Origin of the sequence: Cyanobium sp. BA20m-p-22, assembly GCF_024346275.1 — a bacterium.
Classification (GTDB): Bacteria; Cyanobacteriota; Cyanobacteriia; order PCC-6307; family Cyanobiaceae; genus Cyanobium_A.
This window is the reverse complement of sequence record NZ_JAGQCQ010000054.1, coordinates 1-15,056: the sequence shown is the minus strand read 5'-3', so window position 1 is coordinate 15,056 and position 15,056 is coordinate 1. Positions and strand designations below refer to the sequence as shown.

The window sequence follows — 15,056 nt, the reverse complement described above, 5'->3', positions numbered from 1 at the left end:
CTTCATCAAGCTGGTGGTGGCCGGTGGACCGGCGTTTGATTTAGTAATGTCTGGCAGCAACCCGCTTGCAACAAATGGGTGGGGCAGCCATTCGCCGGGTGGCTATGGCTTCTGGGCGGCCTTGATCGTGGAGCTGGTGCTCACCTTCTTCTTCCTGTTGGTGATTATTGGGGCTACTGATCGTCTGGCACCATCTGGTTTTGCTGGCCTTGCTATTGGCCTCACCTTGGCCCTGATTCACATGATCAGCATCCCGGTGACCAACACATCTGTGAACCCTGCCCGGAGCACTGCAGTGGCTGTTTGGGCCGGAGTGGAAGCGATGGGCCAGCTCTGGCTGTTCTGGCTGGCACCGATTGTGGGGGCCCTGCTGGCTGGCTGGGTGTATCGCAATGTGTTCAGCGACCAGGCTTCCTGATCCCAATTAGATCTAGGCAAGCTGGATCTAGATAAGGAGGGGCGGAAGCCCCTTTTTTGTTTGGAGTTGGGAGTGACTCAGACCGTTTGCAAAGCTGCAAGCAGCTGGTCGATCTCAGCTTCGGTGCTGGTGATGTGGGTGCAGGCCCGAAGGCAGCGGGGATCGTCGAGGCTGCGCAGCCAGATGCCCTGTTCACCCAGGCGCTTCACCACCCTTTGCGGGTCTTCGCCGCTGAGCTCAAAGCTCACCAGCCCCGCTGGTGGCGGCAGCTCCAACAGGGTGCGGGCCCGGGGGTTGGCCTGGAGTCCTTGCCAGAGATAGCCGCTGCGCCGCTGAATCAGGGCCAGGCGCTCTTCGGCTGTGCCTTCTGCCTCCAGCAGGTGCAGGGATTGCTCCAGCCCAGCGCAAAGGGGTATGCAGGAGGTGGCCACTTCAAAGCGCCGGCTGTCGGTGTGAAATTCGCTCTGGCCGCTGGCTGCGTGGCTAAGGCTGCGCCAGCCGATCAGGGTGGGTCTGGCCTCGCGCACCATCCGCTCCGATAGGGCCACAGCGCCCAGTCCCTCGGGTCCGCAACACCATTTGTGGCCGGTACAGCCGTAGATGTCGGCAGCCGCGGCTGCAGTTTCGATTGGAATGGCCCCAAGGGATTGGGCCCCGTCCACCAGCAGCCAGGGATGCTTGGGGTGAGAGCTGAGCTGGCCGGCTACCGCTGCAATCGGCATCACCTGGCCCGTATTCCAGAGCAGGTGTGAAAGCACAACCAATCGGGTGGCGGGGCTGAGCTGGCGATCTAATCGCTGCAGCACCTGCTTGTTTGTGTCAGCGGCAGTGCCGCGCAGATCCGCTACAGGCAGGGTCGAAATCGTCAGCCCCTGGCGGTGGGCCAGTTCGCGGCAGGCGGCCACCACCCCCGGGTGCTCGCAGTCGCTGATCAGGAGTTCGTCGCCGGCCTGCCAGGGCAGGCCCCAGAGCGGCAGTACGCAGCCACTGGTTACGTTTTCGCTGAAGGCAACCCGGTGCTGTGGCACGCCAAACCAGTCGGCCAGGTGCTGGCGCAGCTGGCTGGTGGTCTGTTCGACAAACGGCCAGACGGCGCCGGAAAATGGGCCCAGCTCCTGGATGGTGTGCCAGGCGGCCGTGATGGCCTCGAGGGAGGAGCTCGGCAGGGGGCCCTGGCCGCCGTAGTTGAAGTAGGTCTTGTTGGCCAGGGCGGGCAGCTGGGCGCGGAAATCAGCTGGCAGTTCGGGGCCTGTGTTTATATCCTGGCTTTTTGAATCCTTGCTTTGCAAATTCTGGTGTCGCATTGACGGCCGGGTGGAAGCTATCTAGGTTTGGTCTTTACTTGGTCCGAGGCTATGCCGGTTCCAGATTTCTCCTTGCTTCTGGCGAGCACGATTGTGCCCTTTGTGCTCAAGCTGGTAGGGGCCGTTGCCCTCTGGATTGCCGGTGGCTGGCTGATTCAGATGGCAATGCGCATTATGCGCAAAAGTTTGCGCCAAAGCACCCTTGATGCCACTGTCGTCGCCTATCTGATCAACATCCTCGCAGCCGTGCTGCGGGTGATTCTAGTGGTGGCCATTTTGGGCTTCTTCGGCATCCAGACAGCCAGCTTCGCGGCCCTGCTCGCCGGCGCCGGCGTGGCGGTTGGGGCGGCCTGGAGCGGCATGCTCGGCAATTTCGCCGCCGGGGTGTTCCTGCAGGTTTTCCGACCCTTCAGTGTGGGCGACTTCATCACCGCTGCCGGGATCACCGGCACGGTGGAGGAAATCGGCATGTTCGTCACCTCGCTGCTGGCACCCGACAACGTGCGCAACATCGTGCCCAACGGCAAATTGTTCGGCGACACCATTCAGAACTATTCCGTCCACGGCTACCGCCGGGTTGAACTGGTTGCCCAGCTCGACAACTCAGCGGACGTGGGCCGCGCCATCGCCTTGCTGAAGGAGGGACTCAAGCGGGTGCCCAATCAATTTGAGGGCATGGGAGGCGATGTGGAGGTGCTGGAATTCAGTGAGCGGGGGCCCCGGCTGGCGGTCCGTCCGTACACCCACACCGACAACTACTGGCAGGTGTATTTCGACACCAACCGCATGATTGTCGATGTCCTGGGCAGCAACGGTTTCCCAGTTCCCAGGATCCCCGTGGCGATGGCCGATCCCTCAGCCAACTGATCCCTCAGAGCATCTGATCTGCTCAGAGCACCTGGCCGACCATCACGGCGGCCAGGGCGGAAAACAGGGTGATGGCTAGGGCGGTCAGGGGGTTCTGCCCCTGGGCCACCGCCACCGTGGTCACAACCCCGGCGCCCAGGCAGGCAACGGCCAGCTGGTTGACCATTTCCGGACGGCTGTGGGGGGTCGGGGTCATGGCGGAGGGGGCGTATGGACCAGACCGTAGGGGTATGAACTTGGGCTGAGTAGGCCTGGGGGCAAGCCTTGTTACCTGCCGTCTAAGTTCGTTACTCCCCGACATCAACTCGGCGCGCTGGCCAGCCTGGCCCTGCCGCCCCTGGCCCAACTCTGCAGGGCCTCCAGCTGTTCCCGGGCGGTGCGCGAGAGTGGAACCACCTGGCTGGCGGCGGCGATCAGGTCGGCCTCGCCGAATTCCCGCTGCTCGGCGAAGGCCAGGTGCATGGCCTCGATCACCGTCTGCTCGAGTTCGGCGCCGGAAAAGCCGCCCGTTCGGTCTACCAGCACATCCAGCGGGATGGTGTGGCTGGGTCGCCGGCGCCCCAGCTGCAGATCGAGAATCGCCCGGCGTTCCTCGGCGCTGGGTAGGTCCAGCAGGAAGATCTCGTCGAAGCGGCCCTTGCGCAGCAGCTCGGCAGGCAGCTTGTCGACCCCGTTGGCCGTGGCCACCACGAAGACGGCGCTGGTTTTCTCCGCCATCCAGGTGAGCACCGTGCCCAGTACCCGCTGGCTGGTGCCGCCATCGCTGCGGGAGTCGCCCCCAAACCCCTTGTCGATCTCATCGATCCAGAGCACGCAGGGCGCCATGGCCTCTGCCCGCTGGATCATGTCGCGGGTGCGGGCCTCGGAGGCCCCCACCAAACCGGCAAACAGCCGGCCCACATCCAGGCGCAGCAGGGGCATGCTCCAGCTGTGGGCGATCGCCTTGGCCGTGAGCGATTTGCCCGTGCCCTGGGGACCCACCAGCAGCACGCCGCGGGGTAGGGGCAGGCCATAGCGCATCGCCTCTTCGCTGAAGGCCATGTGGCGCTGCTCCAGCCAGTGCTTGAGGGCCTCGAGCCCACCGATGTCGGCGGGGCTGGCCTCGCTGGGGCAGTACTCCAGCAGCTCGCTCTTGGCGATCGCCTGACGTTTCTCCTCCAGCACCTCGGCCAGATCCTCCTCCCCGAGTTGGCCGCGCCGCGCCAGGGCCCGGGCGGCCAGCTGGCGCACCCGCTGCTCACTGAGGCCGTGGCAGGCGGCGGTGAGCTGTTCGGCCACCCCGGGGCTGAGGGGATGGCCACTGGCATTGGCAATTGTGCTCAGCAGGGTTCGGATCTCCTCCGCAGCTGGGAGGGGCAGATCCAGCAGGGTGATGCTGTCCTCGAGCTCCCTTGGGATCGACCAGTCGGGGGCGGTGATCACCAGGGTGCGGGGTGCCTGGCGCAGGCTGGCCGCCAGGTTGCGCAGACGCCTGCAGACGCCGGCATCTTCGCAGTAGCGGTGAAAATCGCGCAGCACCAACATGGCCGCCTGCTCGGGCGGCAGCGGATCGAGGCAGGCCAGGGCAGCCATCGGGTTGCGGGCGGCCTCACCGCTGCGGTTGGGGGCGCCGCCGAGGCCCTCGATGAAGTCCCAGCGGAGCAGGGTGCGGCCGCCCAGCCGTTGGGCTGCCTGCTCTAGCAGGGCTTCAACCCGCTCCTCCTCCAGGCTGCGAATCCAGAGAATCGGCGTGCGGGCGCGGATCAGGAGATCGAGTTGGTCGCCCCAGCTGTCGGTCACGGCGGCTCGCCTAGGGGGTCAGGTTTTGCAGTGCCTGCCAGCGGGGGTCGATGCCGGAGCTGGCGCTGCTCCAGGTGGCAGGGCCCGGGCAGTGGCTGCCGCAGTGATTGACGATCGGCAGTTGCAAGCTCAGCTGCTCGAAGATCCAGTGCTCCGGATCGAAGCTGCCCCTCGGATCGAGCCTTTCCACCAGTTGGCCGTCATCGCTCTCTGCCGCGCCGATCAAGACCAGCTCCGTGCTGGCGGCGCTCAAGGTCATGTTGAAGTGTTGAAGGCAGCGGTCGCAGCAGAGGGTCACGATCGCTTCGGCCCTGCCCCTGACCTCCAGCACATTGCCCCGGTGGGTGGCCTGCAGTTCGCCCCGCACCGGCGTGAGTGTGGCCAGCCCGGCGATTGGCTGGCCGATCTGCCAGTGGCGGCCCCCATCCAGGTGCTGCAGCTCCTGAAGGGGAAGCGGGCGCAGGGGATCGGGCTCGGATTGGTCGGGCAAGGGCTCAGGAGGGTGGGTTATTTCTTGCCCTTGGGCTCGAAGGGCATGCGGCTGCCACTGGCGCTGACCGTGACCGGTTGCTGGGCCATCTGCTGGTCGAGGATCGCCTGCAGGTTGTCCGGCAGGGCCTCGCGGCTGAGCAGGAAGGTCTGCAGGGCCTGGAAGATGTTGGCCACCACCATGTAGAGCAGCACCCCGGCCGGCAGGGGGAAGAACAGGAACATGCCCGTGATCATCACCGGCGTGATCTTGTTGGCCGTGGACTGCTGGGGGTTGGCCGGCATGCCCATGCCCGAGAGGATCTGGGAGGCAAACAGGCTGGCGCCGAATCCGGCCACCAGGATCGCGATGTCCCAGTTCACTGCTCCGTCGGTCATGAAGCCCACCTGACCCAGGGCCTTGATGAACAGGAAGCCGCTGCGGGCCGCCAGGCCGGGGATCTTGGCCTCCACGGTGGCGTCACCGGTGCCCAGGGCTGTGATGGTGCCATCGCTGGAGACACTCACCACTCCCTCGCCTTTGCTGACGCTCCAGGTGGGGGAGAAGGTGTCGCCGTGCTCGATGGCCTGGAGCACGGAGTCAAAGCTCTCGCCTTCTTTGGTGTGCAGCTTCACCTGGGCCGAATCACCCACGCCCAGCTTGGTGCCGCCCTCCAGGCTGGCAATGACGGGCACGTGGCTGGTTTCGGTGATGAAGATCGAGTGGCTGGCGCTGTTGAAGGGTTTCGGCTCCACCGCGGCGATCTGCTCAGCAGGCAGCACCTTGAGGTTGAGGGTGTAGGGCACATCGGCAAACGGTGAGCCCCGCAGGGTGGCGAACAGGGCAAACAGGATCGGCATCTGCACCACCAGGGGCAGGCAGCCGGCCAGGGGGCTGCCGAACTCCTTCATCAGCTGGCCCAGTTCTTCCTGCTGTTTCTGGGGGTTGGAGGCGTACTTGGCCTTGATCTCGGCCTGCCGCTTCTGCATGGCGGGCTGGGCAATGCGCATGCGCCGGGCATTGCGGATCGAACCGGCGCTCAGGGGGAACAGCGCCAGCCGGATCACCACCGTCAGGGCAATGATCGCCAGCCCGTAGCTGGGCACCAATCCGTAAAAGAAATCGAGGATTGGAAGCAGCAGATTGTCGGAGATGTACCCGATCACGGCAGAGGGGCTCTGGGGGTAGGGGGGAGCGTGGGCTCAGTGTGACTGATGGTCTAGGCGGCCATGCCCTTCGGTGTGGAGCTCTTGGCCTGGCGGCGTTCCTCGATGTAGGTCTCCAGCTCGCGGAAGCCAGGCACCGAGCGCATCTCCAGCTTGGAGCCGTCGTTCAGCACCAGCACCATGTCGCCCCACAGACCGAAGCCCCGGGGCACGCTGCGCACCTCCCGGATTTGGCTGTACACCACCTGGGTGCGATCGCGGCCCAGCCAGCCGCCGTTCACTTCGATTCGGCGGCTGGTGATGCGGAAGCGCAGCCACAGGGCCCGCACGATCGCTCCGACGGCAAAGGGAATGCCAATCAGCGTCAGCCCCAGGAGCAGGTTGAACACCAGATCCCCCTTGGCCGGCCCACCCTCGTAAAAAACCGTCTCCTGGATGTTTTTGCTGCTGTCTTGGCTCATGGCGTCAGGCCTGCCTGGTGCAGAAGTTGGTTGCATTCTCCCAGCAGGGCCTGGTTGGGGAGATCGGCACTGCCCGGTTTGAGGCTGAGCAGCAGCCAGAGGGAGCGCCCACCTGCTCCGATCGACTGGGCCAGCAGGTGGCCGTGGATCAGGCGCCGCAGTCGATTACGCCGCACGGCCCGCTTGTGAACCTTGCTGCTCACCACTACCCCGCAGCGCCAGGGGCTCGGGGGGTGGAGCTGTTGCTCAAGGGGGAGCAGGCCGGGCTGGGCATCGAGGATGCGCAGCACCATGGCTGGACCCTGCTGCCGGCTTCCCCTCTGGTACACCTGGTCAAACACGCGCTGCCCTTTGAGCCGGTGACGCTGGGGCAGGGCCAAGGGAAGGGACCTAAACAGCCAGCCGGGCGCGGCCGCGGCGGCGCCGGGTGCGGATTACGCGGCGGCCGGTGTGGCTGCGCATGCGCACCCGAAAACCGGAGACGCGCTTGCGCTTACGGCTTGTTCCTTCCAGGGTGCGCTTGGTCATGGCTGGCTTGTTGCTGCGCTCGTCGCGTCGGTATTGGGCGTAAGGGCCAACCTATCAGTTGCTGGGCGGATCGATCTGAATCAGCCAGCTGCCCAGATAGCCGGCAATCGGCACATCGCCCGGGGCCTGGGCCAGGGCGTTGAACTGATACATGCCGATGTTGAACGGGTTGAAGATGTTCATGTAAACCCCAATCGTGCCCGTATCCGGAATGGGGGTGTCGGGGAAGATCTCAATGGCGCTGCCGTTTTCAGCGATTTCGATCGTGGCCGGGATCGTCTCCTGGCACTTGGTGCGCGACATCATGCCGCCTTCGCTCATCTTGCAGAGCTTGACCCGTTTGGGATCGATTTTGGCGTCGAAATAGCTGGGGATGCTGATACTCAGCTTCAAAATTGCTGTTTTGCGGTCTTTCGGTCTGAGAATTAGGTAGTACTCCGAGCGCTTGAGACGCTGGGTCTCGGTCATGAAGTAGTAGAGCTTGCGGTAATCCTTGGTGTTGTCCCAGCGGAACTCCATCAGGCTCGGGGTGCCCTGGGCCCGGACTGGTTGCTCCAGCGCGCCAGGGACCAGGGCTCCCAGCCCGGCCAGGGCTGCGGCTGTCACCAGTGCAGGCAGGGGTGCCACAAGGCGACGCAGGGGAGGGAAGCCCATCAGGGAGATACCGGTGAGGAATTCGATTCTCATCAGCCAGGGCCTGGCCCGCTGGTCTCGGTGGTCGGCCCTGCAGGTGGCGGTCGGATCAGGGATCGACCCGGTCGGGCCTGAGCTGGGCCGCTGCCCGCAGGTAGGGATGGAGCGGCGCCTGCTGGGGGGGGAGCCAGGCATGGGCCAGGAGCCGGATACAGCGGGGCAGATCACCCACTACGGCCATCTGCTGGCAATCGAGCAGGGCCACCTGGCCCCAGCCGGGCTGGCGTCGGGCGATGGCGGCCGGGAAGCAGGCATCGAGATCGCCGGTCACCGAAAAGGTGACCGACACCAGCTGCTCCGCCCCCAGGCCATTGCGCGCGACCAGGGCCTGCACCAGTTCGGCCACGGCAGCTTCGATCGCCTCGGCGGTGTTGGCGTCGGCGGTGGTGGCCCCGCGCAGGGCGCGCAGCACAGGGGACTGGCTCATGGCCGGTGGAGCCACAGCGGTTGGCCGTTCCAGGCGAGTTCTAGGCTGAGGGCCTGGCCCAGTTCCCGCAGCTGACTGCGGCCGGGCAGCAGCCCGCCGAATCGTTTTGGCGGGCTGCCAAAGGTGATCGTTCGGGTTTTTTCTGGGTCGAGGTCGGCCAGCTCGGCGGCCAGCCGCCGGGCCGTCTCCTCATCGCCCAGGCCATCGACCAGGCCATGTTCCTTGGCCTGGGCACCGCTGAACACCCGGCCATCGGCGAAGGCCCGCACCTGCTTCTGGTCCAGCCCCCGACCCGTGGCCACCGCCTCGACAAACTGGTCGTAGCTTGAGTCGATCAGGCCTTGCAACAGCTCCCTTTCCCCTTCGGTGAGGGCGCGATCGGGGGAGAGGATGTCCTTGTAGAGGCCGCTTTTGACGGTTTCAAAGCTCACCCCCACACGCTTGAGCAACTTGGAGAGGTTGTTGCCGCGCAGGATCACGCCGATGGAGCCGGTGATCGTGCCCGGGTTGGCAATGATCTTCTCGGCCGCGACGCCGATGTAGACCCCGCCGGATGCGGAGATATTGCCGAAGCTGGCGACAACCTTGCATCCCTTCTCCCGCAGGCGCAGCAGGGAGCTGTGAATTTCCTGGCTGTCGCCCACGGTGCCGCCCGGGCTGTCGATGCGCAGCAGCAGGGCGGGGCATTCGCGCTGCTCCACCTGGTGGATGGCCTTGAGCACCCGGGTGCGGGTGGCGCCGGCGATGGGCCCCTCGATGGCGATGCGCGCCAGGGTGCGACGGGTCTTGCGACGCCAGGGCCAGGGCATTGGGTTGCGGTGAAGTGGTTGGATCTTAAAAAGAATGCCCCCACCGGCCATCAAGCGCCATGCCCCAGGCCCTGCGATGGCCCCTGATGTTGCTGCCCTTTGCCCTCTGGGGCACGGCGATGGCGGCAATGCGGCCCCTGCTGGAGGGAGGCACTCCCCTGCAGGTGGCCAGTTTGAGGTTGCTGCCCGCAGGTGGCCTGGTGCTGGTGGCGGCAATGCTGCTGGGCCGCTCCCTGCGGGTCGCCGCCAGCGATTGGCCCTGGCTGCTGCTCTTCGCCCTGGTCGATGGCAGCCTGTTTCAGGGCCTGCTGGCCAGGGGCCTGGGCCAGACCGGGGCCGGTTTGGGCTCGGTTTTGATCGACTCCCAGCCCCTGCTGGTGGCCCTGCTGGCCCGCAGCCTGTTTGGCGAGGCGATCAATCCGGTGGGCTGGATGGGCCTGCTGCTCGGGTTGCTTGGCATCCTCTGTTTGGGTTTGCCGGCGCCGGTGCTGCGCCATTGGTGGCTGGAGGGTCCAGCCGCCGTGGGGGAGCAAGCCTGGAGCCACGGGGAACTCTGGATGTTGGCGGCGGCGGCGGCGATGGCCATCGGCACGGTGCTGAGCCGCTACGCCAGCCGCCAGAGTGATCCGGTGGCGATTACCGGCTGGCACATGCTGATAGGCGGACTGCCCCTGTTGGGCGGCGTTGGCCTGGCCGGCTCCCCCCTGCCCGCCTGGAGCCCGGCGGAGTGGGGCCTGATGGCCTACGCCACCGTGTTCGGCAGTGCCCTTGCCTACGGGCTCTTCTTCTGGTTTGCCAACAGCGGCGACCTCACCGGTTTCACGGCGCTCACTTTTTTAACGCCGGTGTTTGCCCTGCTCTGTGGCGTGTGGTGGCTCGATGAGCAGTTGCGGCCGCTGCAGTGGCTTGGGGCGTTGCTGGCCCTGGTATCGGTGCTGCTGATCAGCCGCCGCAAGCAGCTCTGGCAGGGCGGTTCGATGGCACAGGAGGCCTGATGCGGATTCTGATGGTGAGCACCCCCTTGGGGGCCCTGGGCAGTGGCTGTGGCGGTGGGGTGGAACTGACGGCCACCACCCTGGTGGCGGGCCTGCTGGAGCGGGGCCACGCGGTAACCGTGCTGGCGGCTGGGGGGTCGGTGCTGCCGCCCGCCTGCGCCGCCGCAACCCTGTGGACCTGCACTGGCCGATCCCAGCCCAGTGCCCAGCACCAGGAGCGCAGCGCCCCGATCACGATGCTGGCCGATGGGCTGCTGCCGCGCTTTTGGCGGCGGGTGCTGCTGGAGGGCCCGGCGGCGGGCTTTGAGCTGGCGCTCAACCTGGCCTACGACTGGCTGCCCTTCTGGTTGACCCCCACGGCGCCGCTGCCGATATTCCATCTGGTCAGCATGGGCTCGGTGGGGGAGGCCATGGATGGGGTGATCGCCGATGTGGCCGGCTGGGACCAACGGCGGCTGGCCTTCCACAGCGCCGTTCAGGCAGCGGATTTCGCCCTGCCCCAGCCGCCGGTGGTGTTGGGCAATGGCTTTGATCTGGCGGCCTATGGGTTTTGCGCCGAGCCGGAGCCGCTGCTGGGCTGGGCCGGGCGGGTGGCGCCAGAAAAGGGGCTGGAGGATGCGGCGGCCGCGGCGGCCCAGCTGGGCTTGCCCCTGGCGGTGTGGGGCCTGGTTGAGGACCGGGCCTATGCGGCGGCGGTGGAGGCCTCGGTGCCGGCCGGCACCCTGCAGTGGCGGGGCTTCCTGCCCACCGATCAGCTGCAGGAGCAGCTGGGTCGCTGCCGGGCCTTGCTGAACACCCCCAAGTGGAACGAGGCCTACGGCAACGTGGTGGTGGAGGCGCTGGCCTGCGGCGTGCCGGTGGTGGCCTACCGCCGCGGCGGTCCGGGCGAGCTGGTGCAGCCGGGGCTGAATGGGCTGCTGGTGGAGCCCGATGACGTGGGGGGCCTGGTGGCGGCAGTGACCCAGGTGGGGGCAATCGATCGACGCGCCTGCCGCCAGTGGGCCCAGGCCAACGCCTCCCGAGAGGTGCTGGCGGAGCGGGTTGAGGCGTGGCTGCTGGCTGGTTTGGGTTTTTGAAACGGTTTGCGTGCAGGCTCAAACGGCGTTGTGGATTCTTGGGTCATGCGGCAGGTGAACATGCAGGAGGCCAAAACCCACCTCTCGCGGCTGGTGGAGGAGGCAGCAGCAGGAGAACCGTTTGTGATCTGCAAGGCCGGCCGGCCCATGGTGCGCGTCACCCCCCTCAACGAAGCAGGTGCTGCCGCGGCGCCGCTGCGGCGCCTGGGCCTGCTGGTCGGCCAGTGCCAGGTGCCCGACGACTTTGATCAGCTGGCCGCCGCCGAGATCGCCGATCTGTTTGAAGGCGCCTGAGGCCAGCGATGCGCCTGCTGCTCGATACGCACTTGCTGGTGTGGTCGCAGGGCACACCTGAGCGGCTGCCTGCGGCCCTGGCGGCGATGCTGCAGGATCACGCCAACACGCCGATGTTCAGTGTGGCCAGCCTGTGGGAGCTGGTGATCAAACAGGCGCTGTGGCGGCCCGATTTCCGGGTGGAGCCGGCCGTGCTGCGCCGAGCACTGCTTGATGGCGGTTGGCAAGAACTGCCCATCCAGGCCCATCACGCCCTGGCGGTGGCCGCGCTGCCGCCCCTGCATAGCGATCCCTTTGATCGGCTGTTGCTGGCCCAGGCCAGCGCTGATGGCCTGCTGTTGATTACGGCCGATCAGCAACTGGCGGCCTATCCGGGGCCGGTGCGGCTGATGGGCGGGATGGGTTGAATCAGTCTCCCAACCTGGGGCAATGATCTCGTGCTTGACCGTCAGTTAAACCAAGATATCGCTTATTCCAGTTTGATTTCTCAGGGGCAGAAGCCGAGAATTTGAGCCACGATCTCCTGCACCTGTTGGAGCTGTTCAGCCGGCACCACCCCCATGGGATGGGGCCTGGCGCCGCGAACCTTCCAGTCGAAGGATTTCAGCTGATGGCACAGCACGTAGCTGTGGGCATCCGGCCGATCCGGAATCGGACCAAGATCCACGGCCATGGAGGAGCTCTGGTTGTAGGGCGCTGAGGTCATGGCGCATCCAACCACCAGGCCCACGGCGGCGTGAAAGGTTGCGCTCGAGAGCACCAGAAACGGATGATGATCCCTCATCTCCCTTCCGGCCTGAGGGTTGTGATCGATCCAGATCACCTCGCCGCGCTCGGGAATCCAGGTGCCACGCAAGCGCCGTGGTGTCATTGATTCGCTTCAGCGCCGAGCGGCTCCCAGGCCATGGCCTCGACCGGCTCAGCCGGCATCGGTACGTACGCCGCCAGGCGCTGCTCCAGCGACAGCCGGGGCTGGATGGGCCGGATCAGCACCCCGTCCTCCACAACACTCAGCTCGATGTCCTGGTCTTCCTGGAGATGGGCTGCGCGGGCGATAGCCACCGGTAGCCGTACACCCAGGCTGTTACCCCAGCGCCGCAAGGCCTGGCGGGATGGGCTAGCCGCCGACACTCCTCCTATCGACACTTCTCCACTCGAAATCCCTCCTGTCGACATTCCGCCTGTCACAGTTCCAAACTCCTGTTTAAACGTAGTTTAGTCCGTCGCTGCCCGCCAGAGAAGTCACACCCTTCTCTTTGCGCCGTTGACAAGGATGAACGGGTGGGTCCTGCAACGGTCCTGTGGCAACTGAACATGCACGAGGGCTATTCGGCAGCGCCGGCTCGCCCGGCAGCGGGCCTGCTACCTGTTGAAGGCAAGCCTGAGTGAGCAACTGCTCCTCTCTGAGCCGACGGATCGGCCCGGTTGATCGGGGTGATTGGGCTCGTCATTTCCTCACGGCAGGAAAAACCGGAGGCACTCTCGCGAACTGCCCCCTCAGGCGAACGGCCGGTACTCGAGCAGGAAGGCGATCAAGCCTCGGAGTTGTCGGGTGTGCTCAAGGGTGGGGTCGAGCTGGTGCTGGAGCTGCACAAGAGTGCATCTAGCTTGGAGTCGAGCTCGTCTAGCTGCCTCATCTTCTGCTCGTGAGCGATCCTGCGCTTCTCGAACTCGCTCTCTCTCTGCTTGTACTCGATCTCTCTCCGATCGAACTCGATCTCTCTCAGCTCGTAGTCGACGACGGGTCGCCAGTTCAACATCGCCAAGCAGCGGCGGAACCAAGGCAAAGAGGAGTAATACTCCGATTTGCTGGTCAAGGGCGACGGTGCCGATGAAGGGGATTGAGGCATGGCTGTAGGACGAGAAGAGAGTGATCAGCGCCAGCAGGCCGCCGATGACGAGGGTGATCCAGCCTTGAATGTCGAAGACCAAAACCCTACCCAAGCCGAGCCCTTGCCGCTTTCTGTATAGTACGCCAGTACTTGCCATCGCGACTACGCCAGCTGCTGGCTCGGCCCTGAAGTGCGAATGCGAGGGGTTGCGGCGCTTGCGGATTTACCGCTGAGGTTGAGCTGGTTTGCTTCACCATCAAGAGCCCGGCTGCTGGCGGAGCACCATCAGGATCTGGCGAAGGCACAAGTACATCGGCCAGCATCGGGAAATGGCCGCGGTTGAGGGTGGCGAGGGTGGCGCCTGCCTGCTGCCATGGCTGGGGCCGTACTGACGTCGCCACAAAGGCATCCAGGCGCGAATGCTCCTCACCCTCGCGCACGCCTCCACAGAGCTCGGCAATGCTCAGCACCGAAGCCGCCAGCGGGGTTGGACCTGAGCCGTCGAGGGACGCCTCCCCTCCCCCTCCCCCTCCCCCTGCAGGCACAGATAACGATGCAGCCACCCCGCCAGCCAGAGGGCCTGCCCCTTGCGATTGGCTGCAAATTCACCCTGCCCCACATGGCCGAGCATCGCCGCCAGGTTCTCGAGTATCTCCAAATCTTCCGGATGCCCCTTCAGCAGCTAGCGCATCAAACGCGCGGCCCCGGCCAGATCCCTCCATTTAAAGATGTAGTTGACCAGCCCCGGTCGCCGCAGGATTGCCGCCTGCTGCTGCCCCTGCTCCCACAGTTGCTGGGCCATGCCATCCCGCACCGGCCGCCCGCGGATCTGGCCGGGACAGGGCCGGGATAGGTTCAAAGCCTCTGCCCTGGCTGGATGGCCCCGCCGCCCGTCGCTTCGCTCCAGCGCCGCCAGGTGCTGTTGATCACGGCGGCGGTGGCCCTGGTGTTGTTTGGGTGGCAGCTGGGCAGCTCCGGTCTGGTGGACGAGACCGAGCCCCTTTTTGCCGCCTCGGCCCGGGCCATGGCCGAAACCGGTGACTGGTTGATCCCCCGGGTGAACGGCCTGCCCCGCTTCGACAAGCCGCCGCTGGTCTACTGGGCGATGGGGCTGCTCTATGTCCTCCCCGGCCAGGAGCTCTGGAACCCCCTGGGCACCTGGGCGGCGCGGCTGCCCTCGGCCCTGGCTTGCGGCGCCGTGATGCTGGCCCTGGCAGACACCCTGCTGCGCTGGCCCCAGCGGCCCGGCCGGCCGGCCCTGGTCGCCCTGACGGCTGCCTTTGCCTTTGGCCTTTCGCCCCTGGTGCTGCTCTGGGGCCGCATCGCCGTCAGTGATGCCCTGTTTTCAGGTCTCCTGGTCCTCAGCCTGCTGCTGGGTTGGCACACCTATGCCGCCCGGGGCCAGGGTTGGTGGCGCTGCTGGTTGCTGCTGGGCCTGGCGGTGCTGGCCAAGGGCCCGGTGGCCGTGGTTCTGCTGGGCCTGACCCTGCTGCTGTTTGGCTGGTTGCAGGCAGATATGGCCGGGCTCTGGCGGCGCCTGAGGCCCCTGCAGGGGCTGGCGATCACGGCTCTGGTGGCCCTTCCCTGGTACGGGGCTGCCCTGGTGGTGGCAGGGGAACCCTTCTGGCGCAGCTTTTTTGGCTACCACAACCTGCAGCGCTTCACGGTGGTGGTGAACAACCACCTGCAGCCCTGGTGGTTCTTCGCGCCGGTACTAGTGATCGCCAGCCTGCCTGTCACGCCCCTGTTGTTGCTGGGCCTGGCCCAGGGGGTTGGCCCCCTTCGCTGGTGTTGGCGGCCGGCGAAGCCCCTGGCGCCGGAACTCTCGCTGCAGCGCTTCGCGGCCTGCTGGTTGCTGGCGGTGCTGCTGTTTTTCACCGCCGCGGCGACCAAGCTGCCGAGTTACTGGCTGCCGGCCACGCCGGCGGCGGGCCTGCT

Annotated in this window: 22 protein-coding genes; 7 read left to right on the top strand and 15 right to left on the bottom strand. The window is 66.0% G+C overall.

The genetic code is table 11. The features are described 5' to 3' along the window. Positions 1 to 418 (top strand): aquaporin (locus tag KBZ15_RS06540; protein WP_255014367.1); only part of this gene is annotated, 418 nt, incomplete at its 5' end. A 77-nt stretch (positions 419 to 495) separates the two neighbouring features. Here KBZ15_RS06540 and KBZ15_RS06535 read toward each other — a convergent pair. After that, on the bottom strand, positions 496 to 1,635 hold the full coding sequence (locus KBZ15_RS06535) for an aminotransferase class V-fold PLP-dependent enzyme (protein WP_255014372.1): 1,140 nt from the start codon (positions 1,633 to 1,635) through the stop codon (positions 496 to 498). A 138-nt stretch (positions 1,636 to 1,773) separates the two neighbouring features. Between KBZ15_RS06535 and KBZ15_RS06530 the strand changes: the two genes are divergently transcribed. Then, positions 1,774 to 2,589, top strand: a complete 816-nt coding sequence (locus tag KBZ15_RS06530; RefSeq protein WP_255014366.1) for a mechanosensitive ion channel family protein — start codon at positions 1,774 to 1,776, stop codon at positions 2,587 to 2,589. Positions 2,590 to 2,611: 22 nt separating this feature from the next. Here the strand turns inward: KBZ15_RS06530 and KBZ15_RS06525 are convergent, their stop codons facing one another. The 10 genes from KBZ15_RS06525 to sppA all read right to left on the bottom strand — a co-directional run bounded on the left by KBZ15_RS06525 (position 2,612) and on the right by sppA (position 8,921). After that, positions 2,612 to 2,785 (bottom strand): hypothetical protein, encoded by a 174-nt coding sequence (locus KBZ15_RS06525; protein ID WP_197148305.1) that lies wholly within the window; start codon positions 2,783 to 2,785, stop codon positions 2,612 to 2,614. 104 nt (positions 2,786 to 2,889) lie between these two features. Further along, positions 2,890 to 4,368, bottom strand: coding sequence for an AAA family ATPase (locus KBZ15_RS06520; protein ID WP_255014364.1), 1,479 nt, complete (start codon positions 4,366 to 4,368; stop codon positions 2,890 to 2,892). 10 nt (positions 4,369 to 4,378) lie between these two features. Beyond that, a complete protein-coding gene (locus tag KBZ15_RS06515; RefSeq protein ID WP_255014362.1) occupies positions 4,379 to 4,858 on the bottom strand; it encodes a DUF177 domain-containing protein in 480 nt (159 codons plus the stop codon). 17 nt (positions 4,859 to 4,875) lie between these two features. Continuing rightward, positions 4,876 to 6,003, bottom strand: a complete 1,128-nt coding sequence (gene yidC / locus KBZ15_RS06510) for a membrane protein insertase YidC (RefSeq protein ID WP_255014359.1) — start codon at positions 6,001 to 6,003, stop codon at positions 4,876 to 4,878. A gap of 53 nt (positions 6,004 to 6,056) precedes the next feature. Continuing rightward, positions 6,057 to 6,464, bottom strand: a complete 408-nt coding sequence (locus KBZ15_RS06505; protein WP_255014357.1) for a PH domain-containing protein — start codon at positions 6,462 to 6,464, stop codon at positions 6,057 to 6,059. Further along, positions 6,461 to 6,844 carry a ribonuclease P protein component gene (rnpA, locus tag KBZ15_RS06500; RefSeq protein WP_255014355.1) on the bottom strand — a complete coding sequence of 128 codons (384 nt, stop codon included), beginning with the start codon at positions 6,842 to 6,844 and terminating at the stop codon, positions 6,461 to 6,463. Before rnpA ends, KBZ15_RS06505 begins: the two co-directional genes overlap by 4 nt. 10 nt (positions 6,845 to 6,854) lie before the next feature. Further along, a complete protein-coding gene (gene rpmH, locus KBZ15_RS06495) occupies positions 6,855 to 6,992 on the bottom strand; it encodes a 50S ribosomal protein L34 (protein WP_006170261.1) in 138 nt (45 codons plus the stop codon). A gap of 54 nt (positions 6,993 to 7,046) precedes the next feature. Continuing rightward, positions 7,047 to 7,679 (bottom strand): DUF2808 domain-containing protein, encoded by a 633-nt coding sequence (locus KBZ15_RS06490; RefSeq protein WP_396123412.1) that lies wholly within the window; start codon positions 7,677 to 7,679, stop codon positions 7,047 to 7,049. 55 nt (positions 7,680 to 7,734) lie between these two features. Beyond that, a complete protein-coding gene (gene aroH / locus KBZ15_RS06485; protein ID WP_197148313.1) occupies positions 7,735 to 8,112 on the bottom strand; it encodes a chorismate mutase in 378 nt (125 codons plus the stop codon). Then, the gene (sppA, locus tag KBZ15_RS06480) at positions 8,109 to 8,921 is read right to left on the bottom strand and encodes a signal peptide peptidase SppA (protein WP_255014353.1); all 813 of its coding nucleotides are present in this window, start codon (positions 8,919 to 8,921) and stop codon (positions 8,109 to 8,111) included. The genes aroH and sppA overlap by 4 nt, the downstream gene beginning before the upstream one ends. 59 nt (positions 8,922 to 8,980) lie before the next feature. On the opposite strand from sppA, the gene KBZ15_RS06475 reads away from it, so the two are divergent. Genes KBZ15_RS06475 through KBZ15_RS06460 form a run of 4 tightly spaced genes read left to right on the top strand, consistent with a single transcriptional unit; the run spans position 8,981 to position 11,693 of the window. Beyond that, the gene (locus tag KBZ15_RS06475) at positions 8,981 to 9,916 is read left to right on the top strand and encodes a DMT family transporter (RefSeq protein WP_255014351.1); all 936 of its coding nucleotides are present in this window, start codon (positions 8,981 to 8,983) and stop codon (positions 9,914 to 9,916) included. 11 nt (positions 9,917 to 9,927) lie between these two features. Further along, positions 9,928 to 10,992 (top strand): glycosyltransferase, encoded by a 1,065-nt coding sequence (locus tag KBZ15_RS06470; protein WP_255014349.1) that lies wholly within the window; start codon positions 9,928 to 9,930, stop codon positions 10,990 to 10,992. 30 nt (positions 10,993 to 11,022) lie between these two features. Further along, the gene (locus tag KBZ15_RS06465) at positions 11,023 to 11,286 is read left to right on the top strand and encodes a type II toxin-antitoxin system Phd/YefM family antitoxin (protein WP_255014347.1); all 264 of its coding nucleotides are present in this window, start codon (positions 11,023 to 11,025) and stop codon (positions 11,284 to 11,286) included. Between the two features lie 8 nt (positions 11,287 to 11,294). After that, the gene (locus KBZ15_RS06460; RefSeq protein ID WP_255014346.1) at positions 11,295 to 11,693 is read left to right on the top strand and encodes a type II toxin-antitoxin system VapC family toxin; all 399 of its coding nucleotides are present in this window, start codon (positions 11,295 to 11,297) and stop codon (positions 11,691 to 11,693) included. An 80-nt stretch (positions 11,694 to 11,773) separates the two neighbouring features. On the opposite strand, the gene KBZ15_RS06455 is transcribed toward KBZ15_RS06460, so the two are convergent. The 4 genes from KBZ15_RS06455 to KBZ15_RS06440 form a co-directional block, all read right to left on the bottom strand. Further along, positions 11,774 to 12,157, bottom strand: a complete 384-nt coding sequence (locus tag KBZ15_RS06455; RefSeq protein WP_255014344.1) for a type II toxin-antitoxin system PemK/MazF family toxin — start codon at positions 12,155 to 12,157, stop codon at positions 11,774 to 11,776. Then, positions 12,154 to 12,432: an AbrB/MazE/SpoVT family DNA-binding domain-containing protein gene (locus KBZ15_RS06450; RefSeq protein ID WP_255014342.1), complete on the bottom strand. Its 279-nt coding sequence runs from the start codon at positions 12,430 to 12,432 to the stop codon at positions 12,154 to 12,156. Before KBZ15_RS06450 ends, KBZ15_RS06455 begins: the two co-directional genes overlap by 4 nt. A gap of 386 nt (positions 12,433 to 12,818) precedes the next feature. Next, positions 12,819 to 13,103, bottom strand: coding sequence for a hypothetical protein (locus KBZ15_RS06445; protein ID WP_255014339.1), 285 nt, complete (start codon positions 13,101 to 13,103; stop codon positions 12,819 to 12,821). Positions 13,104 to 13,800: 697 nt separating this feature from the next. Continuing rightward, on the bottom strand, positions 13,801 to 13,977 hold the full coding sequence (locus KBZ15_RS06440) for a hypothetical protein (RefSeq protein WP_255014337.1): 177 nt from the start codon (positions 13,975 to 13,977) through the stop codon (positions 13,801 to 13,803). 18 nt (positions 13,978 to 13,995) lie between these two features. Here KBZ15_RS06440 and KBZ15_RS06435 point away from each other — a divergent pair. Further along, positions 13,996 to 15,056 (top strand): glycosyltransferase family 39 protein (locus KBZ15_RS06435; protein ID WP_255014335.1); only part of this gene is annotated, 1,061 nt, incomplete at its 3' end.

Coding starts and splice junctions, on each gene's coding strand:
- KBZ15_RS06530 (WP_255014366.1), top strand. CDS start 1,774: ATGCCGGTTCCAGATTTCTCCTTGCTTCTGGCGAGCACGATTGTGCCC.
- KBZ15_RS06525 (WP_197148305.1), bottom strand. CDS start 2,785: ATGACCCCGACCCCCCACAGCCGTCCGGAAATGGTCAACCAGCTGGCC.
- KBZ15_RS06505 (WP_255014357.1), bottom strand. CDS start 6,464: ATGAGCCAAGACAGCAGCAAAAACATCCAGGAGACGGTTTTTTACGAG.
- rpmH (WP_006170261.1), bottom strand. CDS start 6,992: ATGACCAAGCGCACCCTGGAAGGAACAAGCCGTAAGCGCAAGCGCGTC.
- KBZ15_RS06490 (WP_396123412.1), bottom strand. CDS start 7,679: ATGAGAATCGAATTCCTCACCGGTATCTCCCTGATGGGCTTCCCTCCC.
- aroH (WP_197148313.1), bottom strand. CDS start 8,112: ATGAGCCAGTCCCCTGTGCTGCGCGCCCTGCGCGGGGCCACCACCGCC.
- sppA (WP_255014353.1), bottom strand. CDS start 8,921: ATGCCCTGGCCCTGGCGTCGCAAGACCCGTCGCACCCTGGCGCGCATC.
- KBZ15_RS06475 (WP_255014351.1), top strand. CDS start 8,981: ATGCCCCAGGCCCTGCGATGGCCCCTGATGTTGCTGCCCTTTGCCCTC.
- KBZ15_RS06470 (WP_255014349.1), top strand. CDS start 9,928: ATGGTGAGCACCCCCTTGGGGGCCCTGGGCAGTGGCTGTGGCGGTGGG.
- KBZ15_RS06460 (WP_255014346.1), top strand. CDS start 11,295: ATGCGCCTGCTGCTCGATACGCACTTGCTGGTGTGGTCGCAGGGCACA.
- KBZ15_RS06455 (WP_255014344.1), bottom strand. CDS start 12,157: ATGACACCACGGCGCTTGCGTGGCACCTGGATTCCCGAGCGCGGCGAG.